The sequence below is a fragment of the Celeribacter arenosi genome (genome assembly GCF_039539485.1).
In the GTDB taxonomy this organism is placed as follows: domain Bacteria; phylum Pseudomonadota; class Alphaproteobacteria; order Rhodobacterales; family Rhodobacteraceae; genus Celeribacter; species Celeribacter arenosi.
Genome location: NZ_BAABDF010000007.1, coordinates 873314 through 898243 on the forward strand (window position 1 = coordinate 873314; position 24930 = coordinate 898243).

A 24930-nucleotide genomic window follows, 5' to 3' on the forward strand; every position below is an offset into this window, starting at 1 on the left:
CAGTCGGTTCTAGTGTAGACCCCTGCGGGATAAGAGGACATTCGCATGGCATTTACACAACCACGTCCGACCAAACTCGATCCCGTTTGGTCCCAAATCGTCTCCGAAGCACGTGCTGCCGTCGCAGATGAACCGCTCCTGGGCGGCTTGGTGCATGGCTGCATTTTGCATCACGAGACTCTCGAAGCGGCCTTGGCCTACCGCATCGCGCAGAAACTCGCATCGCCCGAAATGCCCGAGCAGTTGATCCGTGAGATTGCCGATGCCGCCTATGCGGATGATCCGTCACTGGCGGACGCTGCACGGGCCGATATTGCTGCCGTCTACGAACGCGATCCCGCCTGCCACCGCTACATTCAGCCGTTGCTCTATTTCAAAGGGTTTCAGGCAATTCAGGCGCACCGCATTGCGAATTGGCTCTGGAAAGATGATCGTCGCGATCTCGCGTATTTCATCCAAATGCGCAATTCCGAGAAGTTCTCGATCGACATCCACCCGAATTGCCAAGTTGGCAAAGGAATTTTCCTAGACCACGCACATAGCCTCGTCTTTGGCGAGACGGCTGTGATTGGCGACAATGTGTCGATCCTTCACTCCGTGACATTGGGCGGCACAGGCAAGGAAGATGAAGACCGTCACCCGAAAATCGGCCACGGCGTTATGATCGGGGCGGGGGCCAAAGTACTCGGCAATATCCGCGTTGGCTGCTGCTCTCGCATTGCCGCCGGATCTGTGGTCCTGAGCGATGTGCCCGATTCCTCAACTGTTGCAGGTGTTCCGGCAAAAGTCGTTGGCGAAGCCGGATGCAAACAGCCCTCTGTGTCCATGAACCAGCTGATTGGTGCTCGTCCCTTCGATGACATGAACTAAGATAGCGGTCCCGACGACACGGCGGCTATCGGTAACCCCAGATCAAAAAAAGCCCCGCAACTCCGCGGGGCTTTACTATTTGGGTATTGGGGCGCTTCAGGCGAGCATCATCATCGGATTTTCAAGGTTTTCGACGACGGATTTCAATAGGTCAGCGCCCAACGCGCCATCGATCACCCGGTGATCCACAGACATCGTGACGCTCATGACGGTTGCGACCTTCAATTCACCATCCGCACCGACGACCGGCTTTTTAACACCGGAGCCGACTGCGAGGATACCTGCATGGGGCGGGTTCACAATTGCGTCGAAATTGTCGATGCCGAACATGCCGAGGTTGGAAATGGCAAAAGTCCCGCCCTGATATTCGTGGGGCGCAAGTTTGCGGTCACGGGCCCGTGCTGCGAGATCTTTCATTTCCTTGGACAGGGCAGACAGCGATTTTGTATCGGCATCCTGAAGGACCGGCGTGAACAGACCGCCTTCTACAGCCACCGCAACGGCGACATCGGACGGCTTCAATCGCAGGACACGGTCACCGGCCCATACCGCATTCGCATCCGGCACTTCCTGAAGGGCGTTCGCCACGGCCTTGATGATGAAATCATTCACCGAGAGCTTGATGCCCTTGGATTCCAGCTTTTTGTTCAGTTCGCCACGGAATTTCAAAAGCGCGTCGAGCTGAATGTCGCGGCGCAGATAGAAGTGCGGGATCGTCTGCTTTGCTTCGCTCAGGCGCGCAGCAATGACTTTGCGCATCCCGTCGAGCTTGATCTCTTCGTACTCGCGGTCGGCATACATTTTCGCGACCATTTCGGCACTGGCGCCAGTTGGAGCAGGGGCTGCGGCAGGGGCTGTGCTCGCGGCGGCCGCGGACGTCGCAGCGGGCTGCGCCTGAGCGCCCTCAACGTCGGCTTTCACAATGCGTCCCTTCGGACCCGACCCCTTGATTGCCGCCAGATCGATACCTTTCTGGGCCGCAATGCGGCGGGCGAGGGGTGAGGCGAAAACGCGGGCACCGTCTGCGGCAACCGGTGCTGCAGGCGCGGCTGCTGCTTTCGGCGCCTCGGTGGTTGCCTCTGGCGGGGTTTCTTTTGGAGCGGCTGCAGCGGCCGGCGCAGGCGCTGGGGCTGCTTCAGCGGCAGAGGCGTCTTCGCCCTCTTCCAAAAGGATCGCGATCAATTGATTGACCTTAACGCCTTCGGTCCCTTCGGCGACGGTTAGCTTTCCAACCACGCCTTCGTCGACCGCTTCGAATTCCATCGTCGCCTTGTCGGTTTCAATTTCTGCAATGATGTCGCCGGAAGAGACCGTGTCACCCTCCTTGACCATCCACTTTGCCAAGGTGCCTTCTTCCATAGTCGGTGACAGGGCAGGCATCAGGATTTCAATGGGCATCTCGGGTCTCTCCCTTTGGGTGTATCACTGGATTTGGAGCGGCGGCATTTTTGGCCTGCGCGTTCCAAAGGACAAAGTCGTCTTCGTAGAAGGTCTCGACGAAGTCGCGAACTGTGTCTGAGTTGAATAGTGCGGGCTGTTGATGTTTCGTGGTCACCATCGCCTTGCCGCGGGCTTGCGATCGGATCGCTTGGTAGGCCTTTTCCGGCAGAAGGTTACGGATCACAAAGCCACCTGCATGCATGACGCGTTTTACGCCTCTCGAGCGGTAGCCCACCGTTCTGTTTCGGCTTTCGTTCGCATTCAGATGAACGTCATGGCGCTCGGCCAGCGTGTTTGCAAAATCACCAAGCGTTTCTGTTGTGTAGAGTTCTTGAACGATGCGTTCTTCACCAAGGCAGACGTAGTCGTGCTGGCGCGTGAAATGGACATACTCAACCGGCACTTTGACCGGTGTCTGGGCCATTTGCGCCATGATGTCATCCATGGTCGCATTCAAATCACCGGCGCGAAGGTCATACATGTCCTTCCCACGGAACTCGCGCAAATGCTGCGCTACCGCGGAAACAAACCGCGCATGCGGGTCACGCAAAACGGCGTAGGTCGCATAGTCGCGGTATTTCGCGAATGTCTTCGGGTAGAATTCGTCCAGTACCGGCAACGGCAAATGCGCCGCCATGACCCTGCCGAGCGCGGAGTGCTCATACAGAACCGAGCCTGTGAAACGTTCGTCCCAATCCACAAGTTCCTTGAGCTGCACGGAGATCGACATCCCCGCACATTTTGGAATGTGGACGAAAACGAAACGCTTGCTGTCACAGACGATGGTGGCCATTGCCGTTACCTTTTACCGGTAGGTGACTTGCTTAACCGCCGCGACAACCTCGTCGACCGTGATGAGAGCATGGCGTTCGAGGTTGGCGGCATAAGGCATCGGAACGTCTTTGCCCGCGCAGTTGATCACAGGCGCGTCGAGATAGTCAAAGGCGCGCTCCATGATCGTGGCCGACAGATGGTTGCCGATGGATCCGACAGGGAAACCTTCCTCGACCGTCACACAGCGATTGGTCTTCATTACCGAAGTGAGCACCGTGTCGTAATCGAGCGGGCGCAGCGTGCGCAGGTCGATGACTTCTGCGGAAATCCCTTCTTCGGCGAGCTTATCGGCGGCGGCCAAGGCGTAGGTCATGCCAATGCCAAAGCTGACGATGGTCACATCGGTGCCCTCGCGCCAAATCTTCGCCTTCCCGAAAGGAATGGTGAAATCATCGAGCACGGGGACATCAAACGATTTGCCGTATAGGATTTCGTTTTCGAGGAAGATGACCGGGTTCGGGTCGCGGATCGCGGTCTTCATCAGGCCCTTCGCGTCAGCTGCGGAGTAGGGCATGACAACCTTCAGGCCCGGAATGGCCGAATACCATGCCGCGTAGTCCTGAGAGTGCTGTGCGCCAACGCGTGCTGCGGCGCCATTCGGGCCGCGGAACACCATGGGAGCTCCCATTTGACCGCCGGACATGTAGAGCGTCTTGGCCGCCGAGTTGATGATCTGGTCGATCGCCTGCATCGCGAAGTTGAAGGTCATGAACTCGACAATCGGGCGCAAACCACCAAAGGAGGCGCCAACGGCGATACCCGCAAAGCCGTGCTCGGTGATCGGGGTGTCGATCACGCGCTTGGGACCGAATTCGTCCAGCATGCCCTGAGAAATCTTATACGCGCCCTGATATTCGGCGACTTCTTCGCCCATCAGATATACGGTCTCGTCGCGGCGCATTTCTTCGGCCATGGCATCACGCAGCGCTTCGCGCACTGTTTGCTGCTTCATTTCCGTGCCGGCCGGATAATCGGGCTCGACGACTTTGCTCTCAACCGGCGCTGCAGCAACGGCGGCAGGCGCCGCTGCGGGTGCAGGCTCGGCCTCGGCTGCTGGCGCGGGGGCACTCGGCGCGGGAACGGCAGAGGCGTCTTCGCCTTCCTCAATGATGACGGCGATTGGCGTGTTCACTTTCACACCCTCGGTGCCCTCGGCGACGAGGATCTTCCCAACGATGCCTTCGTCAACGGCCTCGAATTCCATCGTCGCCTTGTCGGTTTCAATCTCGGCGAGGATGTCACCGGAGGCGACTGTGTCGCCTTCCTTGACGAGCCATTTCGCGAGTGTGCCTTCTTCCATCGTCGGGGAGAGGGCGGGCATCAATAGTTCGGTTGCCATGGTTAGGTCTCCTCCCGGAAGATCAGGCGTAAATATCGGTCCAGAGTTCGTCGAGAGCCGGTTCGGGGCTCTCTTTGGCGAACTCGGCACTTTCGTTGACGATCTCTTTGATCTCTTTGTCGATCGCTTTGAGTTCGTCTTCGGACGCGTGATTGCCGGTCAGAAGCAGCGCGCGAACCCCTTCGATGGGGTCGCGTTCTTCGCGCATTTTCTGCACTTCTTCACGCGTGCGGTATTTCGCAGGATCCGACATCGAGTGCCCGCGGTAGCGATAGGTTTTCACCTCAAGGATATAGGGACCTTTGCCGGCGCGGCAGTGCGCAACGGCCTTTTGCCCGGCCTCTTTGACCTTGAGAACGTCCATACCGTCGACTTCTTCGCCCTCGATGCCATAGGCGGCACCGCGTTTCCATAGGCTCGGGGATTTGGTCGAGCGGGCCACGGATGTGCCCATGGCGTATTGGTTGTTTTCAATGACGAAAATCACCGGCAAATCCCAAAGCTCGGCCATGTTGTAGGTCTCGTAGACCTGACCCTGGTTGGCTGCGCCATCGCCGAAGTAGGCGAAGGTCACATTGTCATTGCCTTTATATTTGTCAGAAAAGGCGAGACCCGCACCAATGGGCACCTGCGCACCGACGATGCCGTGGCCGCCATAGAAATGCTTCTCTTTCGAGAACATATGCATGGAGCCGCCTTTGCCCTTTGAATAGCCGCCTTCGCGTCCTGTCAATTCGGCCATCACGCCTTTCGGGTCCATCCCGCAGGCGAGCATGTGACCGTGGTCGCGATAGGAGGTGACGCGCTTGTCGCCCTCTTTCGTCGCAGCCTCGAGGCCGACAACGACCGCTTCCTGACCGATGTAGAGGTGGCAGAAACCGCCAATCAAACCCATGCCGTACAATTGGCCCGCTTTCTCTTCAAAGCGGCGGATCAGTAGCATGTCCTTGTAGTGGGCGAGCAGCTCGTCTTTCGACACATTAGGCGCGCTCGCGCTTTTGGACGCGGGTTTACGGGTTGCCATGCGGCCTCCTCCTCCAAAGTCGCGATTAAGTAGTTTAACGTTAAACTATACTTTAGCGACGTGACGTCACGAATGCACGCATAAATTTTGTTCAGACCTGTGAACCTGCCATGCATTTTAGGAATGGCTAGCGCTCACATCACCCGTCGGAGCGGGAATTGACAAGAAAGACCGCATGTGTAACCAAATGGTTATGGAGCAGCGCAGCTATTCGGAATCGGATCATTCCCTCGATCTACTCTTCTCGGCCCTGGCCGATCCTACGCGCCGCGCGATTCTCAGACGGCTCGCAAAGGGCGCGGCGGCTGTGGGAGAGCTCGCCGAGCCCTTTGAAATGAGCCAGCCCGCAGTTTCAAAACACCTCAAGGTTCTTGAGGGGGCAGGGCTCATTACCCGAACCGCCGACCGGCAACGCCGGCTCGCCAATCTCAACGCCACGCCGATGAAAGCGGGCGCGAATTTTATCCACGACTTTGCGGCGTATTGGGAGGGCAATCTCGACGCGCTCGACGCGCTGCTGACCACGCTGCAAAAAGGAGATACCCAAGATGACTGACACGCCGACCTTCGTGATCGAACGCCACTTTTCCGCGCCACCCGAACTGGTGTGGCGCGCATGGGCCGATCCGTCACTTCTCAGTCACTGGTATGGCCCCGGCGTGACCACAGTCATTCATGAACTCGACCTGCGCGAAGGCGGGCGGTGGCTCACCGAGATGAAAATGGGCGAGAACTCGATGTTTCAGCGCGCCGATTTCACACATGTGACAGATGGCGAAAGATTGGTGTGCTCGATGTCGACCACCGATGCACAGTGGTCAATTATCGCCAACCCGATGGTCCCCGACTGGCCTCGTATCCTGCAAACCGAAGTCACCATGCGCGCGGCTGATGGTGGCACTGATCTGCGGCTGGTGTGGACCCCTCAGGATGCATCGGAGGCCGAGCTCGCATTCTTCGCGAAAACAGCTGAGCAATCCGCAGGCGGGTGGGGCAAAGGGTTCGATGTCCTCGAAACGATGCTCGCGGACCTCTCCTAGGACGCAGCTACCGGCCCGCATTCAACCTGCGGGCCACATGGCTATGCTGATTTAACGAATGACGACCTCGTCTGCGCGCAGATACCCCAACACGTCGCGCGCCTGCTCGTCAAGCAGGTCGAGGTCGAGATAGCTGTCTGAGAGGCGAAGCGTCTTGTTGCGCATTTTTGCCAGCTCTTCGTCCAGCATAGCCGTCTCTTTGCGCAGCGCATTGCGTTCCGCTTCGATCTGGATGCGGCGGAACAGACCGAATTCACCCTGCACGGATGCAAAGGTGAAATAGCCGCCGAGCGTGACGATGACGGCGGTGTAGACCAGAACAGTAATGGATGGGCGTCTGCGCTGCACCGTCATGATAGGTTGCCCTGTATGAAACCACCCGATCGCGCACGCACGATAGGGGAATGATTACTCTGCCTCACGGGCCACCTCTATCGGGTCGCTCCGTCCCCGAATCATGTCACATCTGATTCGCGAAGTGAATCCCCTTTCAGGGGGTTTGGATCACAAATGCGAAAAAGCGCCCCGTAGGGCGCCCTTTGCAGATCTGTTTCCGGCGTTATCCGGCGATGGAAGCGCGATAGATGCTGTCCACGGCGGTGGCGAGCGTTTTATCAAAATCGGCGTCCGACTGTTTCGCGTTCAACCCTTCGGAAAGGGCGCGCGAGAAGGATGCGATCATGCCGGTGTTCTGGCTCAGAAGCGCATTGGCTTCGTCGCGCCCGTAGCCGCCGGACAAGGCAACCACCTTCAACACACGCGGGTGGTCGACGAGCGGTTTGTAGAAATTGGCCACGGTTGGCAGCGACAGCTTCAACATCACCTTGAGGGACGGATCCATCGCATCGAGATGTTTGAGGATTTCCGCCATCAGAATTGCTTCCGCCTCGGCCTTGTCAGCGATGGTGATTGTAACTTCGGGTTCGAGGATCGGCATTAGACCAGCCTTGATCACCTGCATGCCCACGTCGAACTGCTGGTCAACGATCGCTTTGATCCCCGCCGCATTTGCCGCATGAATGACAGAGCGCTCTTTGGTGCCAAAGACGTGGAGTTTGGCCGCGCGCGCCAGGAGGGCGTCGAGCCCCGGCATGGGTTTCATCAACTGCACGCCATTGGCTTCTGCTTCGAGGCCCTTGTCGATTTTGAGGAAAGGAACCACGCCTTTCTCTTCCCAGAGGTAATGGGATGTCGGCTTGCCTTCGACATCGCGGTCCATGGTCATTTCAAAGAGGATGGCGCCTACGATCTTATCGCCCGTGAAAGAAGAGGAGGTCATGATCCGCGACCGCATTTCGTGGATTTTGTCGAACATCTCTGCGTCGCCGGCATATTCGCTTTCTTCGACACCGTAGAGGGCCAATGCTTTTGGCGTGGAGCCGCCCGACTGGTCCAGTGCTGCGATAAAGCCTTGGCCTGCGTCGATTTTAGCCGTCATTTCTGCGATAGACATGTCAATCCTCTCATCTCGTTAGGGCCCGAAAGGGTCCGCTCGCCCATGGCATAACGCGTTGTGCGCTGCCTCGCAAACCATGGTGACGCTAACAGAAAATGGTAGCGCTCACGGTTTTGCGTCACTTGCACGCTATGCGAGGAATGTGTGCACCGATTTGATTTGGCGCAATATATTGCGGAATGACGGTTATGCGCGGGTCGCAACGGTCGAGCATCAATACCGTGTGCTACACGTCGGGCGATTGGCGCGACCCAATTCCGGTTTGCACTCATTCGGTGTTCGGGAATTCGATGCCGGACAGCCAATCGAGAACCGCGCGAATACGCGGGCTCAGCTGTCGATCCCGCGCATAATAGGCGGCGAGCGGGGAAGGGGTCGGGGGAAACTCCGGCAGAAGTTCGACCAAAACACCCGCCTGAATGTCCCCTTCAACACGATAACGGGGCAGCTGTACGATCCCCAAACCCGCGCGCGCCGCCTCGATGAGCGTCTCGGTCCCGGTCACAACCAGTGTCGTTGGGAGCGTGACCTCGACCACTTTCGACGGAGCTTGAAAATCGAGCGGCAGGATCGACTGTGTACGGGTGGAGAAAAACCCGACCATCCGATGTCCCGCGAGGTCTTTGAGGTCGCGCGGTGTGCCATGCGCGCGCAGATAGGACGGTGCGGCAACCGTTGCCTCGCTCAACGTGCCGAGCGGGCGTCGAAAAAGATCACTATCGGCGGCAGGCCCCGTACGCAGGGCAATATCAACGCCTTCGCGCATCAAATCCACCAACCGTTCTCCTTCGGACAACATCAAATCGAGGTTTGGATGCATTTCCAGAAGGCGCGGCAGAGCAGGTACGAGGCAGGCGCGCGCCAACGAACCCACGGCATCCAGACGCACGCGCCCCGACACGGCGGCGCCGGTAAAGGCCGCCTCCGCATCCTCCGTCGCCGCAACAATGTCGAGGCAGCGGCGATACCATGCCTCGCCATCCGGTGTCGGCGCGACCATCCGCGTTGTCCGGTCAAGCAATCGAGTGCCAAGACGCGCCTCGGTTTTCTTGACCGCATCCGTGACGGTCGAAGGCGCCAGTCCCAGATCGCGCGCGGCCGCCCGAAAACTGCGCGCTTCTACGACGCGGGCAAAAATCCTCATCTCGTCAAATCGGTCCATTGTTCGCTCATTTCGAATTCTGAAACCAAATATGGGCGGATTGTCCGAATTTCGCAAATCTCTATTTCTGGGGCACCTCAAGAATGGAGATTTCAATGCCTACACCCGCCCTTAAACCCGCAATCGTCACAGGCGCTTCCAAAGGCATCGGGGCCGCGATCGCGCGCCGGCTGGCCGCCGATGGCTACGGCGTCGTCGTCAACTACGCTGGCAGTGAAGGAGCCGCTGAAACACTCGTCGCGCAAATCGTCAAAGCAGGAGGCAAAGCAATTGCCGTCCAAGCAGACGTCAGTGTCCCTTCAGCGGTGGAGGCGCTCTTTGATGCCTGTGCGCAGGCCTTTGGTGCACCTGAAGTCTTGGTGAACAACGCAGGCATCATGTCGCTGGCGCCATTGATCGACACAGATGACGCGTCCTTTGATGCGATGGTGGCGATCAACCTCAAAGGCGTATTCAACTGCCTGCGTGCGGGTGGACGCCATATGCCGGACGGTGCGCGGATCGTGAACATTTCGACCACGGCGCTGGCGGTCAATTTTCCCGGCTACGCGGCCTATTGCGCCGCAAAAGCTGGCGTCGATGCCATGACGCCGATCTTCGCCAAAGAGCTGGGGCCACGCGGTATCACCGTAAACGGCATCGCCCCGGGGCCGGTCGCGACCGAGCTCTATTTGACCGGTAAATCACAGGCCGATCTCGACCGCGTGGCGTCCATGATCCCCGCAGGGCGCATTGGCGAACCTGACGATATCGCCAACACTGTCGCAATGATCGTCTCGCCTGATGCCTCTTGGGTAAACGGTCAAATTCTGCGCGCAAATGGCGGGCTTGCGTAAATAAAAGACCCGCGCCTGAAACGGGCGCGGGTCAGAATTTTCAGAGATCGTGAAGATCAGCCGAGCGCCGCAACTCCGGGAAGTTCTTTGCCTTCCATCCATTCGAGGAAGGCGCCACCCGCGGTCGAAATATAGGTGAAATCATCGGCAGCACCCGCTTTGTTGAGCGCGGAAACCGTGTCACCGCCACCTGCAACAGAAATCAGTTCCCCTGCGGCCGAGAGTTCGGCCGCTTTGCGTGCGGCGGCATTGGTCGCCATGTCGAAGGGTTCGATTTCAAATGCCCCGAGCGGACCATTCCAAATCAATGTCTTGGCGTTTTCAAAGATTTCCGAAATCTTTACGACCGATTTCGGACCCGCATCAAGGATCATCGCATCTGCGGGGCATTCGGTTGTCGGCACGGTTTCGTTCGCCGCGCCCGCTTTGAACTCACGTGCAACCACGACATCTACGGGCAGGACGATTTCACACCCGACTTCGCCCGCCTTCTTTGTGATTTCGCGGGCGGTCTCGGCCAGATCGTGTTCACACAGCGATTTGCCGACATCCACACCTTCGGCTGCGAGGAAAGTATTGGCCATCCCGCCACCGATGATGAGGTAGTCGACCTTGCGCACCAGATTGCCGAGCAGGTCGAGTTTCGTGGACACTTTCGCGCCCCCCACAACGGCGACCACCGGACGCTCGGGCGTCGCGAGCGCTTTTTCGAGCGCCGACAACTCCGCCTGCATCAGCCGGCCCGCGCAGCTCGGCAGCAGTTTCGCCACGCCCTCGGTCGATCCATGCGCGCGGTGGGCCGCAGAAAACGCATCGTTGACGTAGACATCACCGAGGGCCGCCAGCGCCGCCGCGAATTGAGGGTCGTTCTTTTCCTCTTCGGCGTGAAAACGTGTGTTCTCTAGCAAGAGAACCTCGCCATCGGGCAGGGCCGCGACCGCTTCTTTCGCCGCCAGACCGATGCAATCGGTGGCAAAATTCACACGAACACCGAGCACGTCCTGAACCGCTTCGCGGATATGGGACAGCGACATCTCGGGCACGACCTGACCTTTCGGGCGGCCAAAGTGGGCCATCAGAACAGGCCTGCCGCCCATGGCGAGGATGTCGTCGATGGTGGGTTTGATCCTTTCGATGCGCGTGGCATCGGTCACGCGACCGCCATCCATGGGCACGTTGATATCCACGCGCGTCAACACGGTCTTTGCGTTCAGGTCCATATCGTCGAGGGTTTTCCAGGCCATGGGTCACATCCTTTGATCACTGGCGGCGGTTGCACCCTGTTTGCCCCTCCGCAGCCCCGGCGTCAACATGGCGTGGGGGATCGGGCCTTTCCCTTGCCGCGCGCGCGCACTATCTTGCGGCGAAATTGCAAAAATGGAGCCCGAGATGGCCGAGATCAAAGACCCCGAAAACACGATCCTGTTGGAACTCAAAGATGGCACGGTTGTCATCGAGCTTATGCCAGAGATTGCGCCCGAGCACTGCGCACGGATGAAAGAGCTTGCCCGCGCAGGTGCCTATGACCACGTGATTTTCCACCGCGTGATCGATGGTTTCATGGCGCAGACAGGCGACGTGCAATTCGGCAACCAATCCAAAGAGTTCGAACTGCGTCGCGCGGGAACGGGTGCCTCTGAGCTGCCTGATCTGGCGGCTGAATTCTCCGGCATCCCCCACGATCGCGGCACAATCGGTGCGGCACGTTCGCAAAACCCGAACTCCGCCAATTCGCAGTTCTTCATCAATTTCTCGGACAACCACTTCCTCAACCGCCAGTACACGGTCTATGGCCGCGTGATTTCCGGTATGGAACATGTCGATGCGATCACCCGCGGTGAGCCGCCGATGTACCCCGATGAAATGGTGTCGGTGAAGGTTGCCGCAGATGCGTAAATCTCTCATCCTGATCGCGGCGCTGGCCGCATCGCCCGCTTTCGCCACCGGTCTCGATATTGAGGTCGAAGGCGAGGCGAACGGCACCGTGCACATCGATTTGTTCGAAGATGTCGCCCCCGGTCATGTCGCGCATATCACCAAACTCGTCGAAGAAGGCGCCTATGAAGGCGTGGTGTTTCATCGCGTGATCGACGGCTTCATGGCGCAAACCGGCGATGTCGAGTTTGGCAAGTCCGGCGCGGACGGGTTTTCGATGCAGATGGCAGGGCGGGGCGGGTCATCCTATCCTGACCTAAAGGCCGAATTCTCTGACGCACCCTTCGTCGAGGGCACAGTCGGCATGGCACGCAGCCAGAGCCCGGATAGCGCGAACAGCCAGTTTTTCATCATGTTCGCGCCTGCACCGCACCTCGACGGGCAATACACAGTCGTTGGAAAAGTGACCTCCGGCATGGACATCGTGCACGCCATCAAACGCGGGACCGGGCCAAACGGTGCCGTGATCGGCGTGCCGGATATGATGTCGCATGTGACTGTCACACCATGACTTTTCATGTCGCCGTCCCTACATTAAAGATGAGCTGAACAGCTTTTTCAGGGAGGGCGACATGAAATCTATTCTGGTTGCAACGGATCTTTCAGAACGATCGGACCGGGCGATAGAGAGGGCCGCACAACTCGCGTCCCAGAGCGGTGCGAGCCTATGTGTGCTGCACGTCGTGGACGCCGATTTGCCGAGTGCCATGGCGGATGAAATCGCCGAAGGTGCGAAGGAACAGATCACCTCTTTGCTCGCGAAAGATAACATTAAGGCCGAGGTCTTGGTGGAATTTGGCGATGCCTGGCTCACCATAAGCGAGGTGCTTGCCGCGATGAAAGCTGATCTGCTGGTGCTCGGAACCCACCGTCACCGCGGTTTTGCGGAACTGTTTCGCGGCACCACGGTCGAGCGGATCACCAAACAGAGCAACGTCCCCGTTCTCATGGTCAAGGACCCTGTGATGGGCCCTTACGCGCGTCCTTTGGTGGGTGTGGATTACTCGAAATGCTCTGCGCGCGCCCTGCAAGTTGCGCGTGATCTCGTGCCTGACGCCACACTCACGATCGTGAACGGGTATCACGTGCCGTTCAAAGGCCTCACCGAGCGCACTGATGCGCATGGCCAAATGAGCAAACGTGACACCGAAAAATACCAATCCGAGGCGCGCGATGCCTTGGGTCAGTTCCTTGACGGGATCGATCATGACCTCGGTAAGGTCGACACTGTTGTCAAAGAGGGCGGTGGCGCGGTTTTGATCGCAGCCGTGGCGGAGAAACGGGATGCCGATCTCGTCTGCGTCGGATCGCACGCGCGCTCATGGCTTGCGGGTGCTCTATTGGGCAGCACGGCTGTGGACCTGATGGCAAGCGGCGCCACCGATATTTTGGTGACCCCGCTGTAATCTCGCGCCTAACCCAAGGTGACGAGGGCGTGTCGTTTCTTGCCCGCGGACAGTTTTAGCGGGCTCGAAAGGTCGCTCGCTTTGATCAAAGTGCCCGCATCGGTATGCGCCGCATCGTTCACCTTGGCACCCCCCTCGGCGAAGAGGCGCTTGGCGTCTTTACCCGATCCGGCGAGGCCCGAGCGCACAAAGAGTTGGACGATGGAAATCCCGTCGCCGATCTCGGCAGCCGTCAGTTCGAGCGTGGGGAGATCGTCCCCCATACCACCCTTTTCGAACACTTCGCGCGCCGTGGCCTCTGCCGCTGCGGCCGCTTCTGCACCGTGCAGGAGCGTGGTGACCTCGTTGGCGAGAGTGATCTTTGCGCCGTTGATCTGCGACCCTTCCAAGGCACCTAGACGGTCGCATTCCTCGATGGGAAGCTCTGTGTAGAGCTTCAGGAACCGCCCCACGTCCGCGTCCGTTGTATTGCGCCAGAATTGCCAGAACTCATAGGGGCTCAGCATTTCCGCATTGAGCCAGATTGCGCCCTGTTGCGATTTGCCCATCTTTTTGCCGTCCGACGTCGTCAAGAGAGGCGAAGTCAGGCCGTAGATTTCATGGTCGAGCACCCGCCGTGTCAGGTCGATCCCGTTGACGATATTGCCCCACTGGTCAGAGCCGCCCATCTGTAGAAGGCAGCCATAGCGGCGGTTCAACTCGAGGAAATCATAGGCCTGCAGGATCATGTAGTTGAATTCGAGGAATGACAGCGACTGCTCACGGTCAAGGCGCGACTTCACACTCTCGAACGACAGCATCCGGTTGACCGAAAAATGCCGCCCGATGTCGCGCAGGAAATCGAGGTAGTTCAACCCGTCAAGCCATTCGGCGTTGTTGAGCATAAGCGCGCGGTTTGGCGCGTCGGTGTCGTAGTCAATATAGGCGGCAAAGACCTTTTTGATCCCCGCGATATTGTCGTCGATCTGGTCGCCGGTGAGCAAAGGACGTTCGTCGGCGCGGAAACTGGGATCGCCCACCTTCGTGGTGCCGCCGCCCATAAGGGTGATCGGCTGGTGGCCGGTCTTTTGCAGCCAGCGCAACATCATGATCTGGATAAGAGACCCGACATGAAGCGATTTGGCGGTTGCATCAAACCCGATGTAGGCGGGCACGACACCTTTCGCGAGCGCTTCATCGAGGCCTTGATAATCCGTGCAATCGGAAAGGAAGCCACGCTCGATCATCACAGACATAAAGTCCGACTTGGGGTGGTAGGTCATCGACGCATTATCCTTTCCATGCTTTCGCGCGGCCTGATATATCGGTCAGGACACCAAAGGGAAAGAGCGTTATGGGGGCAGGGATCTGGGTTGCGGGCTGCATGTCGGGCACATCGCTGGATGGCGTGGATGTCGCGATGATCCGCACCGATGGCGTGTCGCTTTTCGAAGCGGGAGATCACGTTTTTCGCCCCTATAGCGAGGCAGAACAGGCCGTGCTGCGCGCAGCCCTCGGTTCATGGGACGCGCCCTCTGAAGTCACCGAACTGATCGAGACCGCCCACGCCGAGGCTCTGTCCCATCTCGACGGATACGAACTCATCGGGTTTCATGGGCAGACACTGGCCCACGACCCCGCAAACCGGCGCACCTATCAGGCCGGGGATGGCTCGATTCTCGCCGAGGTGCTCGGCGCGCCGGTGGTGTGGGACTTTCGCACCGCTGATGTACAGATGGGCGGGCAGGGTGCACCATTGGCACCGTTTTACCACCATGCGCTGGCTCGTGTTGCGGGGTTGGATGCGCCGGTCGTGATCGTGAACCTCGGCGGTGTTGGTAATATGACCTATGTCGATCCGCGCATCGCTGATCCGGTGAACCCTGCGGCCTTGCTCGCCTTTGATACCGGTCCGGCCAATGCGCCGATCAACGACCTGATGCGCGACCGCATGGGGCGCGCCTTTGACGAAGGGGGCGCGGTCGCCGCCTTGGGCGCGGTGAATGCCGACATTGTGGCGGATTTTCTGACCGCACCCTTCTTTGCAAAGATGCCGCCCAAGTCATTGGATCGAAATGACTTTCACGCCCTTTTGGCGTCGGTCGCGGAGTTGGATGACGCAGGGGCGATTGCCACGTTGACGGCCTGTGTGTCAGCGAGCGTCGCCGCGAGCCTGAATCATTGCCCGCATAAGCCGAGCGCGCTCTATGTCACTGGCGGGGGTCGTCACAATGACACGCTTATGGCGATGCTGACGCGGGATACCGGTCTGCACGTGGCACCTATCGAGGATCTGGGTTTCGACGGGGATATGTTGGAGGCGCAGGCGTTCGCATTTCTCGCAGCGCGCGTTTTGAACGGCCTCGCGACATCTGCGCCATCAACGACCGGCGTGTCCGCCGCCATCGGCGGGGGACGGGTGTCGCGTCCAACCTAGATTGGCGCGCGCAATACGCCCGTCATCCACGGGGAATGTCAAAACCGTCTGGCGCCAATTCAAAACCTTCGAACCGGAAACCCGGCGATACAGTACAGCCCACCAGCGTCCAGTCCCCCGTGGTTTCGGCCGCCTGCCAATTGTCCTTTGGCACAATCACTTGAGGTGCCTCGCCCCCCATCACGTCAGGTCCTAGTCGGTGGTCCTGCGCCGGTCCGGTATCCGTTTGCGCAATCGACAGGATCAGCGGCGCGCCTGCGTAGTAGTGCCAGATTTCGACTGCATCGACGCGGTGCCAATGGCTGCGCTCCCCTCTGCCCAACAGGAAATAGATACTGGTCCCGCTGGAACGCGGGGTGCCATCGTCCTCCCAAGTCTGCCGATACCATCCGCCCTCGGGATGGGGGGCGAGGTTCATCCGTTGGATCAGGTCCGCTGCTGTGGTCATTTGATGTCTCCTTTAGGGCCGTTTGCGCGAAACAACCGCTCTGTCCATCCGTGCATCACGCGGGATTCGGCGCGGCAAGGATAAAAAGGCGGTTGCATGGAAAGTGTTGGCACCCCTCACAAGTCCAACACAGGCCACGCAACCGCAAAAGCGCAAATGTGCGGCGTAATCCTCATAGTGTGTTGTGCGTCGGGGGACACCGGCACAAAACCCACCATGGGAAACCGCACACCCATCGCGACGGAGAGGTGCGATGGAATTCGCCAGCCGGATGTCTCGAACTGTCAGGATCAGTTCGGCTTTCAGGTTCGGAGGAAGCAACCCCACAACAGTCGCGTGATTAAGCTCACGCATGTCGCTTCAACCAAATTTACCTTCGACAACCGCGTCTAACGAGCGCTTGACGTAACGTTATTCTGCTGGGGCCAGATACTAAAGTGTGCAAATCCATACCCTCCGGATTCACCCACCTTTGGTTTGGTTTCGCGTCGAAGTTGGTGCAAAATCGCAACTTAAGTTTCTACCAACTGGAGTGCGGTTTTTGCCAAAGCGCTTTGTCACTGTCTGGAGATTCGGGGAAACCCCATTGCTCCTGTAGTGGGTGCCTGCGAGGGAGGCGAAGACCGGGCTACGAAAAAGCCCCGCCAAAACGGGCGGGGCTTTCCAAGGTCGTTGGGGTCTCTCGTTATCCTTTGAGGATAGAGCGGCCTGCGTATTCGGCACTCGCGCCGAGTTGTTCTTCGATCCGGATCAGTTGGTTGTATTTTGCCAAACGGTCGGAGCGCGAAAGAGAGCCTGTTTTGATCTGGCCACAATTGGTGGCTACCGCGAGATCGGCAATCGTGGCGTCTTCGGTTTCGCCGGAGCGGTGCGACATCACGTTGGTGTAGCGCGCGCGGTGGGCCATATCGACGGCCTTGAGCGTTTCCGAAAGCGACCCGATCTGGTTGACCTTCACGAGCATGGAGTTCGCAACCCCGCGCTTGATCCCGTCTGCGAGACGAACGGGGTTGGTCACAAAGAGATCGTCACCCACCAGCTGCACCTTATCGCCGAGCTTGTCGGTCAGCAGTTTCCATCCGTCCCAATCGTCCTCGGCCATGCCGTCCTCGATGGAGATGATCGGATAGTCGCCACAAAGTTTGGCGAGGTAGTCGACGTTTTCCTCGGAGCTGAGCGAGAGGCCTTCGCCCTTCATCTCGTATTTGCCGTTTTTGTAATACTCGGTCGATGCGGCATCGAGCGCGAGATACATGTCGTCGCCGGGTTTGTAGCCGGCCTTCTCAATCGCCTTGAGCACGAAATCGAGCGCATCGCGGGTCGAGGAAATATTCGGCGCGAACCCGCCCTCGTCACCAATGCCGGTGTTGTAGCCCGCATCAGAGAGTTCTTTTTTCAGGGTGTGGAAAACTTCCGCGCCCATGCGCACAGCTTCACGGATGTTTTCCGCGCTGACCGGCATGATCATGAATTCCTGAACGTCGATCGGGTTGTCGGCATGTTCGCCGCCATTGATGATGTTCATCATCGGCACAGGCAAAATGCGCGCAGAGGAGCCGCCAACATAGCGGTAGAGGGGCAGGGCGGAGTAATCCGCAGCAGCCTTGGCAGCAGCCAGTGACACACCAAGGATCGCGTTGGCGCCAAGGCGCGCTTTGTTCGCGGTGCCATCAAGCTCGATCATCATGGCATCGAGCGCTTCTTGTTCGGTGGAGTCCATGCCGACGAGGGCTTCGGCGATTTCGCCGTTCACCGCAGCAACGGCGTCCAGAACACCTTTGCCTTTATAGCGGTTTTTGTCGCCGTCACGGCGTTCGTGCGCTTCGTGCATGCCGGTTGATGCCCCCGATGGGACTGCAGCGCGGCCCATGGTGCCGTCTTCAAGCAGGACGTCGACCTCTACGGTCGGATTGCCGCGGCTGTCGAGAATCTCGCGGCCGGTGATGTCGATGATGGTGCTCATAAGGTGTCCCTCTCGTTTCGCTCACTAGTAACGGGCCAATGGCATCGGTGATAGCACTCCCGCCCGTCGGGTCAACTGCCGACACGCTAACATCATCCCACGATCTCCGTTAGCGGTAACTGATTTGGGTCAATACGCCTGCGCGTGGCCGCCTGTTTTGCCTGTGAAAACCGGTTGGGGGGAAATTTCGGGCAAAGTTTCACCCTGAAATTGTCACCTTTATCTGCCAAACGGATGCGGACCCCGCGAGTCACCACCAGATACCGAACCAAGTAGCGACACAGCCTAATCGGATCTGGATCAGGAACTCATGACTGCATATTTCTAAGGAAAGACAAGTATCCTTTGGCCGACGAAGAGATTTTCATGCTGGGCGCGTCCCAGATTTCCATTTCCGATGGTGCCCAGCTCTCCGGGATTACGCAGGGCGACGGATCCCATTTGGTTGGGCGAAACATCACGCTCAATTCCAATTCATGGCAGATCGCGAATATTACCGACAATGAAGGTGACTTTGGCGATTCCGACGACAGTCAGGTTCTGAACGGCGCGCAGACATTTGATGGTGTAGCCTATGCCGACGGACTCCGTGTCGAAGCCGAGTTTGGCCTGTTGGTAGAAGACCCGCTGGGCAATACCTATTATCTGCTCGCCTTCAACGTCAACGAACCGGGGGTCTCGAGCTATAGCACGGTGGAAGGTCTGGCCTTTGTCGGAGATGTGGCCGGCTTCCCTCCCACTGACACCCCGCTCAAAGTGATCGGGAACTATGAAGGCCCCTCATACCTGTACACCGACCTTGCGACGCCGCCCTGTTTTACACGTGGGTGCCTTATCGCGACGCCCGATGGCGCGCGACCGGTAGAGGCGCTAGAGGTCGGCGATATGGTGCAGACACTTGACCATGGTGCCCAGCCGATCCGGTGGATCGGACGTACCCGACTGCCCGCCACGGTCCTTGAACATCACCCGGAGTTTCGTCCCGTGATCGTGAAGCGCCACAGCTTCGGCACGGGTAAGCCCTATCGCGACACGCGGTTCTCGCCCCAGCACCGGCTGCTCGTAAACGGATGGCGGGCTCAATTGTTGTTCGGCGAGGACGAGGTGTTGGTGCCGGTGAAAAAACTGACGAACGACCGGACAATCATCACCGATCCCGAATTGGCGGATGTCGAATACGTCCACTTGCTGCTGGACCGCCATGAAGTCCTGTTCTGCGATGGTATCCCGACCGAGAGCCTTCTGACCGCGGATATTGCCGGTGAGGCGGGGGATAGCTACCGCGAAACACGGGCGTTGCTAGGCGACTTGCCCGATCATGTTGGTGACATGCGTGCCGCGCGGCCTTGTGTGGGTGATAAACGTATCGCGTTGCTGCAGGACGCACTCTGACGGGTCGTCACGTCTTTTTGCGGACCCCGTAGAGTTCCAGCCTGTGCCCCTTTAGGTCGTAGCCGAGTTTGGCGGCGATCCGTTCTTGCAGTTCTTCGATTTCGGGATCAATGAACTCGATGACTTTTCCGGATTCGATATCGATCAGGTGGTCGTGATGGGCGCGGTCCGCGTCTTCGTAGCGCGCGCGCCCATAGCCAAAGTCATGGCGCTCCAGAATACCCTCTTCTTCAAACAGCTTCACCGTGCGGTAAACAGTGGCCAATGAAATCTTGGGATCACGCGCCATGGCGCGGGCGTGCAATTCGTCGACATCGGGATGATCGCGCGATTGCTCCAGAACACTGGCAATAACGCGCCGCTGTTCGGTCAGGCGTAGGCCCTTTTCTTCGCAACGGGACAGTATTGTGTCGGTCATGCTCGCTCCGGTCGATATGGCGCGAGTGTATCGAATAGGCGCGACGAAGGTCCAGCCGGATTTGCCCCGGCCCGAAATGCATTTGCTACCATGGGCGCGGGGTCGTGAGAGTTGGGAAACCTGCAAGGGCGACCAAACGCCCTAGAGTTCGGGTTCGCGCCCAACCTTTTCTGCGAGGCGGGTCACGGTGAGCCCCTGAACGATGATGGAGAAGATCACCACAATGTAGGTCGCCGTCAGGATGATGGGTTTCCATTCCCCTTCAGGCAGCGACAGTGCCAGCGCGACAGATATCCCGCCCTTTAGCCCACCCCATGTCATGATGGGCACGGTGCCCCGCGCAAAGCCTCGGAACGGTCTGAGCAGGGCGACCGGCACAGCAACGGCTACAAAACGCGCAAACAGGGCGAGAACGATAGCGGCCAGACCGGCCTTGATCGAGGCACCGTCAAAGGCGACGGCAAAGACTTCGAACCCGATCATCAGAAACAGGACGGCGTTTAGAATTTCGTCGATCATTTTCCAAAACGAGTCGACATACTCGCGGGTTTCCTCGGACATGCCGAATTTGGCGCCAACATCACCGATCAGAAGACCCGCGCAGACCGCCATGATGGGGGCGGACACATGTAGCGCGACTGCCAGTTCGTAACCCCCGAATGCCAACCCGAGCGTGAGCAACACCTCCAGCGCATAATCGTCAATCCGGCGCATCACCCGGAACGTGAGCCAGCCCAGCACCAGCCCGAGAACGGCCCCGCCCACAGCTTCCTGGAGGAAAAGAACGACCGCACCGGCAAGCGCGCTCTGTGTCCCGTGATCGGCCCCGCCGTCCGCGCCATGCCCCGTCGCCCCGAATGCGAGCCCCGTGAGAACGAGAAAGACGACATAGCCAACACCATCGTTGAACAGGCTTTCGCCTGCGATTTTGGTTTCGAGCGATTTTTGCAGGTTCGCCTGCCGCAGAACGCCCAAGACCGCTACCGGATCAGTGGGGGAAATCAACGCGCCAAAGGTGAGGGCGATCAGGAACGGCATCCCCGTGAGCCATGAAAAGCCGACACCCACGATGGTCGTGGACAAAGCCACGCCCATGGTCGCCATCAGGAACACGACCCGCCACTGGGCACGCAGGTCCGAAATCTTCACATGCAGCGCGCCTGCAAAGAGCAACAACCCCAACATCCCTTCCAGAAGAGCGTCCGAGAAATCGATTGATGTCACCTGCGCGCGGATCGTTTCCTCAACGCTCATCGCAGGCCAAATCGCATCCAGCCCGATGATCATCAACGAGGCCGCCAAAGACACGACGAGAATGCCGATCGCGCTGGGCAGTTTCAAAAAGAGATAGTTGATCGCGCCGAAAGCACCAGCGAGGACAATGAGGAGGGAGGCGATTTGCAAAAGTGTCATGGGACCCGGCGCTTTGTGAAAGTTGCTACCCCTCTGTAGCGCGAATTGCGCCGCTCAGCACCGTCTGTTTCGCGCCAATTCGCCTCAGGTGCCGCAGAAAGTCTGCAAGACCTCTTCTCCCGCGGCGGGCGGGGCGGCGAGATCGCGATCCGCCTCTGCCAGATCGAACGGCGTTACAAGGACCCGCGCGAGGCGCCGGGCAGGGCCGTAGTCGCCAGTTACCGCCGCCTCGATGGCTTTCTCGATCTGATGGGTGCGCGGGATGACGCGCGGGTTCGCGCCGGCCATGCGGGCTTTGACACCGTCTTCACCCCTCAGGCGGAGCTGCCATTGCGCCTCCCAGTCGGCCCATGCCGCGCCCGAGAAAAGATCACTACCGGTGCCATCCATAAGCGCGCAGAAGGCATTGGTGAAATCCACCTCCTGGGCCTCCATCATATCGAGGAGCCCATCGACGAGCTTCTGATCGCCCTGCGCGTCGCCGATGTCCGAAACCCCGATCTTGCGCAGCATTTCACGCAGCGCGAGGGGCGCGTAGATATCGTCGAAACCTTCAATCTGCGCCTTAAGGCGCTCGAGCGCCGCATTGGGATCCTCGCTTTCCTCTTCGATCAGCGGCCAGAGGCTCTGCGCGAGAACCGAAAGGTTCCATGCCGCAATCGAGGCCTGTTGGTCATAGGCATAGCGGCCGTAGCGGTCGATTGACGAATAGACCGCGCCGCGTGAAAACCGGTCGATGAACGCGCAGGGGCCGTAGTCGATTGTTTCACCGCTCACCGCCATGTTATCGGTGTTCATCACCCCGTGGACAAAGCCTAGGCCCATCCAGCGGGCGATCAACTCCGCCTGACGGCGCACCATGGCCGCGAACATGTCGAGGGTCGATTTAGACTGCGGATAGTGGCGTGCCCGCGTGTGGTCGGCCAACGCACGCAGCCCCTCGTGATCACCGCGTGCGAACAGGTATTGAAAAGTGCCGACACGAATATGGCTCGCTGCGACGCGCGTCAGAATGGCACCGGGATAGGCGAGCCCGCGTTGCACCCGTTCGCCCGTCGTGACCGCGGCCAAGGCGCGCGTGGTGGGCACGCCGCAGGCGGCCATGAATTCCGAGATCAGATATTCGCGTAGCACAGGCCCGAGCCATGCACGCCCGTCGCCATTGCGCGAGTAGGGGGTGCGGCCCGCGCCTTTTAGCTGGATGTCGAAACGCCCCGCATCGGTGACCACCTCGCCCAACAAAACGGCGCGCCCGTCCCCCAGTCGGGGCACCCAGCCGGCAAATTGATGGCCTGCATAGGCCTGGGCGAGGGGGGCGGCGCCTTCCGGGATCACATTCCCCGAAAAATGTGCCGCGTCCCAATCCGCCACGCCAAGCGTTTGTGCAAGGGCGTCGTTTTTAAGGATCAATTGCGGGTCGCGCACGGGCTCTGGTGTGAGCCGCGTGAACAGCCGATCGGGCAGGCGTGCGTATGAATTATCAAAACGGGTCATACCGGCGATATAGGGCCTTTTGTCAAAAATGATACCGGTCGAAGCCTGTGGGCCTTCAAAGCGCGCGCAGCCGCTCCGTCAATAGGGCGAAAAAACCCTCCGCATCCGCGTCCCCGATAAAGAGCGCATTGGGTTTTCGTCCCGACACGCCCCACCAGTCAGCCACGGTCATGCCGCGGGTCAGCTCTGACTGCGTCTCGATCTCCACGTTGATGTAGCGGCCCGAAAAGAGATCGGGCTGAATCAGATAGGCGATCACCGTGGGGTCGTGCAGCGGTCCACCGGCGGATCCGTATTTTTCGATGTCAAAGCGTTCAAAGAAGTCGAGCCAGCCTGCAACAACGTCCCCGAGGTGGGTGCCGAACGCTGCGAAGGCTTCGAGGCGCGGTTTGGTCACCAGAACCTTATGCGTCACATCGAGCGGCATGACCGTAATTTGAGCGCCGGATTTAAAAACGATTTCAGCGGCTTCGGGGTCGACGTAAATGTTGAACTCCGCCGCGGGTGTGATGTTGCCCACCTCGAAATAGGCCCCGCCCATCAGCACAATTTCCTGAACCCGCTCGATAATGTCGGGGGCTTTTTGAAACGCGGTGGCAATGTTCGTCAGCGGCCCCATGGGGCACAGCGTGACCGTACCAGCCGGTTCGCCGCGCAGCGTGTCGATGATGAAATCGACCCCGTGCTGAACCTGCAGTGGCATGCGCGGGGCGGGCAATTCGATCCCGTCGAGCCCCGTTTTGCCGTGCACATGCTCTGCCGTGACGAGGTCATGCGCCAAGGGGCGGTCGCAGCCGGCGAAGACTTTGACATCGGGGCGTCCCGCCACTTCGCATACCTTGCGTGCATTCTCACTCGTGCGCGTGACCGGCACATTTCCTGCCACGGCTGTGATCCCGAGCAGGTCGATTTCATCGGGCGAGCCAAGTGCGAGAAGGATAGCGACCGCGTCGTCCTGACCGGGGTCTGTGTCGATGATGATCTTGCGCGGGGCACTCATGGTCGCAATGTCCGCACACCGCTGGCGCTGCGGATCTGGATCTGGGTGAGTTGTGCGAGTTCTTGGTTGGAAATCGCGCGGGCCACGGTGATCTCACGCTGGCTGACGCTGCCAATGCCCGGCACGTCTTTTGGCGCGCGCAGGCGGAACTCAAGGATCAGAATGGAACCATCGTCGTGTTCTACCGGCACGAGGGCCGCATCCGCATAGCCAAGCGTGGGGACCACCGTCGTCACGCTAAGGACTGAACCCGTCGCGGTGCGCAAAAAATCCAAGGCGGTGATCGACGGGGCAAATGCGCGCGTATCCACAAAGGCGGGATAGCCTTTGCGCGGGGCCAATGTTGGCAGCACCCGAACAACGCGCCCCTCTGCGTCCAATGTCTGTGTCTGCTCACGTTGGCCAAACCAGTTGAGCGGATTGACTTTGCTGTTGCGAAAATCACCGCCACAGCCCGACAGGAGCGTGAGAATGAGACCGGAAACCACTATTTGCTGCCGCATCGACCGCCCCTTGTTTTGCTTGCTCAAAGGGCTACCGCAATTCCGACCCCTTGAAAAGACCCGCCCGCTGGACCTTTGTGCGCGGCGCGATTATGTGGGAGGAGAGAAAAATGGGGTTCGATATGGCCACACAAGCCTTTGAAGATATCGCCGAAACCTTCGAGTTTCTGGACGACTGGGAAGATCGCTATCGTCATGTGATCGAGTTGGGCAAAGCCTTTCCGCCACTTGATGACGCGTTCAAGGTTCCCGCGACCAAGGTAGAGGGCTGCGCCTCGCAGGTCTGGCTCGTGCCGACCATCGAGGATGGCAAATTCGAATTCGCCGGCGCCTCGGATGCAATGATCGTGCAAGGGCTGATCGCAATTTTGCACGCGCTCTACGCAGGCCTCGAAATATCGCAAGTGCGCGCGGTTGATGCGCCTGCGCAACTGGCCCGTCTGGGTCTGGATGAGCACCTGTCATCCCAACGATCCAACGGGTTGCGCGCTATGGTCGCGCGGATCCGCGACACGGCAGAGAGAGCGGCCGGTTAGGCCGT

26 protein-coding genes are annotated in these 24930 nt (G+C 59.1%); 10 read left to right on the forward strand and 16 right to left on the reverse strand.

Annotated features, from left to right (window positions below):
- The first annotated feature begins 45 nt into the window (after window positions 1-45).
- Window positions 46-870, forward strand: a complete 825-nt coding sequence (gene cysE, locus ABD815_RS11960) for a serine O-acetyltransferase (RefSeq protein WP_344847403.1) — start codon at window positions 46-48, stop codon at window positions 868-870.
- A 96-nt stretch (window positions 871-966) separates the two neighbouring features.
- On the opposite strand, the gene ABD815_RS11965 is transcribed toward cysE, so the two are convergent.
- The 4 genes from ABD815_RS11965 to pdhA are packed head-to-tail and all read right to left on the reverse strand — an operon-like array spanning window position 967 to window position 5507.
- Window positions 967-2268, reverse strand: coding sequence for a pyruvate dehydrogenase complex dihydrolipoamide acetyltransferase (locus tag ABD815_RS11965; protein ID WP_344847404.1), 1302 nt, complete (start codon window positions 2266-2268; stop codon window positions 967-969).
- A complete protein-coding gene (locus ABD815_RS11970; protein ID WP_344847405.1) occupies window positions 2258-3103 on the reverse strand; it encodes a sulfotransferase family 2 domain-containing protein in 846 nt (281 codons plus the stop codon). The genes ABD815_RS11965 and ABD815_RS11970 overlap by 11 nt, the downstream gene beginning before the upstream one ends.
- 12 nt (window positions 3104-3115) lie before the next feature.
- Entirely contained in the window at window positions 3116-4483 is a 1368-nt protein-coding gene (locus ABD815_RS11975) for a pyruvate dehydrogenase complex E1 component subunit beta (protein WP_344847406.1), read from the reverse strand.
- A 22-nt stretch (window positions 4484-4505) separates the two neighbouring features.
- Window positions 4506-5507, reverse strand: coding sequence for a pyruvate dehydrogenase (acetyl-transferring) E1 component subunit alpha (gene pdhA, locus ABD815_RS11980; RefSeq protein ID WP_344847407.1), 1002 nt, complete (start codon window positions 5505-5507; stop codon window positions 4506-4508).
- Window positions 5508-5682: 175 nt separating this feature from the next.
- Between pdhA and ABD815_RS11985 the strand changes: the two genes are divergently transcribed.
- Complete coding sequence (locus ABD815_RS11985; RefSeq protein ID WP_344847408.1) at window positions 5683-6063, forward strand: ArsR/SmtB family transcription factor; 381 nt, start codon at window positions 5683-5685, stop codon at window positions 6061-6063.
- Window positions 6056-6547, forward strand: a complete 492-nt coding sequence (locus tag ABD815_RS11990; RefSeq protein WP_344847409.1) for an SRPBCC family protein — start codon at window positions 6056-6058, stop codon at window positions 6545-6547. The genes ABD815_RS11985 and ABD815_RS11990 overlap by 8 nt, the downstream gene beginning before the upstream one ends.
- Before the next feature lie 51 nt (window positions 6548-6598).
- Here the strand turns inward: ABD815_RS11990 and ABD815_RS11995 are convergent, their stop codons facing one another.
- The 3 genes from ABD815_RS11995 to ABD815_RS12005 all read right to left on the reverse strand — a co-directional run bounded on the left by ABD815_RS11995 (window position 6599) and on the right by ABD815_RS12005 (window position 9165).
- Window positions 6599-6901 (reverse strand): FtsB family cell division protein, encoded by a 303-nt coding sequence (locus ABD815_RS11995; protein ID WP_344847410.1) that lies wholly within the window; start codon window positions 6899-6901, stop codon window positions 6599-6601.
- 205 nt (window positions 6902-7106) lie between these two features.
- Window positions 7107-8000: a fructose bisphosphate aldolase gene (locus tag ABD815_RS12000; protein ID WP_344847411.1), complete on the reverse strand. Its 894-nt coding sequence runs from the start codon at window positions 7998-8000 to the stop codon at window positions 7107-7109.
- Window positions 8001-8271: 271 nt separating this feature from the next.
- A complete protein-coding gene (locus ABD815_RS12005; RefSeq protein ID WP_344847412.1) occupies window positions 8272-9165 on the reverse strand; it encodes a LysR family transcriptional regulator in 894 nt (297 codons plus the stop codon).
- A 95-nt stretch (window positions 9166-9260) separates the two neighbouring features.
- Here ABD815_RS12005 and ABD815_RS12010 point away from each other — a divergent pair, with 95 nt between their 5' ends.
- Window positions 9261-10001 (forward strand): SDR family oxidoreductase, encoded by a 741-nt coding sequence (locus tag ABD815_RS12010; protein WP_344847413.1) that lies wholly within the window; start codon window positions 9261-9263, stop codon window positions 9999-10001.
- A 56-nt stretch (window positions 10002-10057) separates the two neighbouring features.
- Here ABD815_RS12010 and ABD815_RS12015 read toward each other — a convergent pair whose 3' ends face one another.
- Window positions 10058-11245 carry a phosphoglycerate kinase gene (locus ABD815_RS12015; protein ID WP_344847414.1) on the reverse strand — a complete coding sequence of 396 codons (1188 nt, stop codon included), beginning with the start codon at window positions 11243-11245 and terminating at the stop codon, window positions 10058-10060.
- Between the two features lie 145 nt (window positions 11246-11390).
- Here ABD815_RS12015 and ABD815_RS12020 point away from each other — a divergent pair, with 145 nt between their 5' ends.
- The 3 genes from ABD815_RS12020 (at window position 11391) to ABD815_RS12030 (ending at window position 13342) form a co-directional block, all read left to right on the forward strand.
- The gene (locus ABD815_RS12020) at window positions 11391-11897 is read left to right on the forward strand and encodes a peptidylprolyl isomerase (RefSeq protein WP_344847415.1); all 507 of its coding nucleotides are present in this window, start codon (window positions 11391-11393) and stop codon (window positions 11895-11897) included.
- A complete protein-coding gene (locus tag ABD815_RS12025; RefSeq protein ID WP_344847416.1) occupies window positions 11890-12447 on the forward strand; it encodes a peptidylprolyl isomerase in 558 nt (185 codons plus the stop codon). The genes ABD815_RS12020 and ABD815_RS12025 overlap by 8 nt, the downstream gene beginning before the upstream one ends.
- A 61-nt stretch (window positions 12448-12508) precedes the next feature.
- Window positions 12509-13342, forward strand: a complete 834-nt coding sequence (locus tag ABD815_RS12030) for a universal stress protein (protein WP_344847417.1) — start codon at window positions 12509-12511, stop codon at window positions 13340-13342.
- Window positions 13343-13350: 8 nt separating this feature from the next.
- On the opposite strand, the gene tyrS is transcribed toward ABD815_RS12030, so the two are convergent.
- Window positions 13351-14604 (reverse strand): tyrosine--tRNA ligase, encoded by a 1254-nt coding sequence (gene tyrS / locus ABD815_RS12035; protein ID WP_344847418.1) that lies wholly within the window; start codon window positions 14602-14604, stop codon window positions 13351-13353.
- A 71-nt stretch (window positions 14605-14675) separates the two neighbouring features.
- On the opposite strand from tyrS, the gene ABD815_RS12040 reads away from it, so the two are divergent.
- Complete coding sequence (locus tag ABD815_RS12040; protein ID WP_344847419.1) at window positions 14676-15758, forward strand: anhydro-N-acetylmuramic acid kinase; 1083 nt, start codon at window positions 14676-14678, stop codon at window positions 15756-15758.
- Window positions 15759-15780: 22 nt separating this feature from the next.
- Here ABD815_RS12040 and ABD815_RS12045 read toward each other — a convergent pair whose 3' ends face one another.
- Both ABD815_RS12045 and eno read right to left on the reverse strand, forming a co-directional pair.
- Window positions 15781-16206 carry a cupin domain-containing protein gene (locus ABD815_RS12045; RefSeq protein ID WP_344847420.1) on the reverse strand — a complete coding sequence of 142 codons (426 nt, stop codon included), beginning with the start codon at window positions 16204-16206 and terminating at the stop codon, window positions 15781-15783.
- Window positions 16207-16891: 685 nt separating this feature from the next.
- A complete protein-coding gene (eno, locus tag ABD815_RS12050; protein ID WP_344847421.1) occupies window positions 16892-18169 on the reverse strand; it encodes a phosphopyruvate hydratase in 1278 nt (425 codons plus the stop codon).
- A gap of 345 nt (window positions 18170-18514) precedes the next feature.
- Between eno and ABD815_RS12055 the strand changes: the two genes are divergently transcribed.
- Window positions 18515-19561 (forward strand): Hint domain-containing protein, encoded by a 1047-nt coding sequence (locus ABD815_RS12055; protein WP_344847422.1) that lies wholly within the window; start codon window positions 18515-18517, stop codon window positions 19559-19561.
- A 7-nt stretch (window positions 19562-19568) separates the two neighbouring features.
- Here the strand turns inward: ABD815_RS12055 and ABD815_RS12060 are convergent, their stop codons facing one another.
- The 5 genes from ABD815_RS12060 to ABD815_RS12080 form a co-directional block, all read right to left on the reverse strand.
- Window positions 19569-19979: a Fur family transcriptional regulator gene (locus ABD815_RS12060; protein WP_344847423.1), complete on the reverse strand. Its 411-nt coding sequence runs from the start codon at window positions 19977-19979 to the stop codon at window positions 19569-19571.
- 141 nt (window positions 19980-20120) lie between these two features.
- Window positions 20121-21392 carry a cation:proton antiporter gene (locus ABD815_RS12065; RefSeq protein WP_344847424.1) on the reverse strand — a complete coding sequence of 424 codons (1272 nt, stop codon included), beginning with the start codon at window positions 21390-21392 and terminating at the stop codon, window positions 20121-20123.
- A gap of 84 nt (window positions 21393-21476) precedes the next feature.
- Entirely contained in the window at window positions 21477-22886 is a 1410-nt protein-coding gene (locus ABD815_RS12070; RefSeq protein ID WP_344847426.1) for a protein adenylyltransferase SelO, read from the reverse strand.
- Between the two features lie 55 nt (window positions 22887-22941).
- The gene (locus tag ABD815_RS12075; protein ID WP_344847427.1) at window positions 22942-23886 is read right to left on the reverse strand and encodes a nucleoside hydrolase; all 945 of its coding nucleotides are present in this window, start codon (window positions 23884-23886) and stop codon (window positions 22942-22944) included.
- Window positions 23883-24389: a hypothetical protein gene (locus tag ABD815_RS12080; protein WP_344847428.1), complete on the reverse strand. Its 507-nt coding sequence runs from the start codon at window positions 24387-24389 to the stop codon at window positions 23883-23885. Before ABD815_RS12080 ends, ABD815_RS12075 begins: the two co-directional genes overlap by 4 nt.
- Before the next feature lie 122 nt (window positions 24390-24511).
- Here ABD815_RS12080 and ABD815_RS12085 point away from each other — a divergent pair, with 122 nt between their 5' ends.
- Complete coding sequence (locus tag ABD815_RS12085; protein ID WP_344848634.1) at window positions 24512-24925, forward strand: SufE family protein; 414 nt, start codon at window positions 24512-24514, stop codon at window positions 24923-24925.
- Window positions 24926-24930: the final 5 nt, after the last annotated feature.

Excerpts from the sequence above, each read along its gene's own strand:
- cysE (WP_344847403.1), top strand. The coding sequence starts at position 46 with ATGGCATTTACACAACCACGTCCGACCAAACTCGATCCCGTTTGGTCC.
- ABD815_RS11965 (WP_344847404.1), bottom strand. The coding sequence starts at position 2,268 with ATGCCCATTGAAATCCTGATGCCTGCCCTGTCACCGACTATGGAAGAA.
- ABD815_RS11970 (WP_344847405.1), bottom strand. The coding sequence starts at position 3,103 with ATGGCCACCATCGTCTGTGACAGCAAGCGTTTCGTTTTCGTCCACATT.
- ABD815_RS11975 (WP_344847406.1), bottom strand. The coding sequence starts at position 4,483 with ATGGCAACCGAACTATTGATGCCCGCCCTCTCCCCGACGATGGAAGAA.
- pdhA (WP_344847407.1), bottom strand. The coding sequence starts at position 5,507 with ATGGCAACCCGTAAACCCGCGTCCAAAAGCGCGAGCGCGCCTAATGTG.
- ABD815_RS11985 (WP_344847408.1), top strand. The coding sequence starts at position 5,683 with ATGTGTAACCAAATGGTTATGGAGCAGCGCAGCTATTCGGAATCGGAT.
- ABD815_RS11990 (WP_344847409.1), top strand. The coding sequence starts at position 6,056 with ATGACTGACACGCCGACCTTCGTGATCGAACGCCACTTTTCCGCGCCA.
- ABD815_RS11995 (WP_344847410.1), bottom strand. The coding sequence starts at position 6,901 with ATGACGGTGCAGCGCAGACGCCCATCCATTACTGTTCTGGTCTACACC.
- ABD815_RS12000 (WP_344847411.1), bottom strand. The coding sequence starts at position 8,000 with ATGTCTATCGCAGAAATGACGGCTAAAATCGACGCAGGCCAAGGCTTT.
- ABD815_RS12005 (WP_344847412.1), bottom strand. The coding sequence starts at position 9,165 with ATGGACCGATTTGACGAGATGAGGATTTTTGCCCGCGTCGTAGAAGCG.
- ABD815_RS12010 (WP_344847413.1), top strand. The coding sequence starts at position 9,261 with ATGCCTACACCCGCCCTTAAACCCGCAATCGTCACAGGCGCTTCCAAA.
- ABD815_RS12015 (WP_344847414.1), bottom strand. The coding sequence starts at position 11,245 with ATGGCCTGGAAAACCCTCGACGATATGGACCTGAACGCAAAGACCGTG.
- ABD815_RS12020 (WP_344847415.1), top strand. The coding sequence starts at position 11,391 with ATGGCCGAGATCAAAGACCCCGAAAACACGATCCTGTTGGAACTCAAA.
- ABD815_RS12025 (WP_344847416.1), top strand. The coding sequence starts at position 11,890 with ATGCGTAAATCTCTCATCCTGATCGCGGCGCTGGCCGCATCGCCCGCT.
- ABD815_RS12030 (WP_344847417.1), top strand. The coding sequence starts at position 12,509 with ATGAAATCTATTCTGGTTGCAACGGATCTTTCAGAACGATCGGACCGG.
- tyrS (WP_344847418.1), bottom strand. The coding sequence starts at position 14,604 with ATGACCTACCACCCCAAGTCGGACTTTATGTCTGTGATGATCGAGCGT.
- ABD815_RS12040 (WP_344847419.1), top strand. The coding sequence starts at position 14,676 with ATGGGGGCAGGGATCTGGGTTGCGGGCTGCATGTCGGGCACATCGCTG.
- ABD815_RS12045 (WP_344847420.1), bottom strand. The coding sequence starts at position 16,206 with ATGACCACAGCAGCGGACCTGATCCAACGGATGAACCTCGCCCCCCAT.
- eno (WP_344847421.1), bottom strand. The coding sequence starts at position 18,169 with ATGAGCACCATCATCGACATCACCGGCCGCGAGATTCTCGACAGCCGC.
- ABD815_RS12060 (WP_344847423.1), bottom strand. The coding sequence starts at position 19,979 with ATGACCGACACAATACTGTCCCGTTGCGAAGAAAAGGGCCTACGCCTG.
- ABD815_RS12065 (WP_344847424.1), bottom strand. The coding sequence starts at position 21,392 with ATGACACTTTTGCAAATCGCCTCCCTCCTCATTGTCCTCGCTGGTGCT.
- ABD815_RS12070 (WP_344847426.1), bottom strand. The coding sequence starts at position 22,886 with ATGACCCGTTTTGATAATTCATACGCACGCCTGCCCGATCGGCTGTTC.
- ABD815_RS12075 (WP_344847427.1), bottom strand. The coding sequence starts at position 23,886 with ATGAGTGCCCCGCGCAAGATCATCATCGACACAGACCCCGGTCAGGAC.
- ABD815_RS12080 (WP_344847428.1), bottom strand. The coding sequence starts at position 24,389 with ATGCGGCAGCAAATAGTGGTTTCCGGTCTCATTCTCACGCTCCTGTCG.
- ABD815_RS12085 (WP_344848634.1), top strand. The coding sequence starts at position 24,512 with ATGGCCACACAAGCCTTTGAAGATATCGCCGAAACCTTCGAGTTTCTG.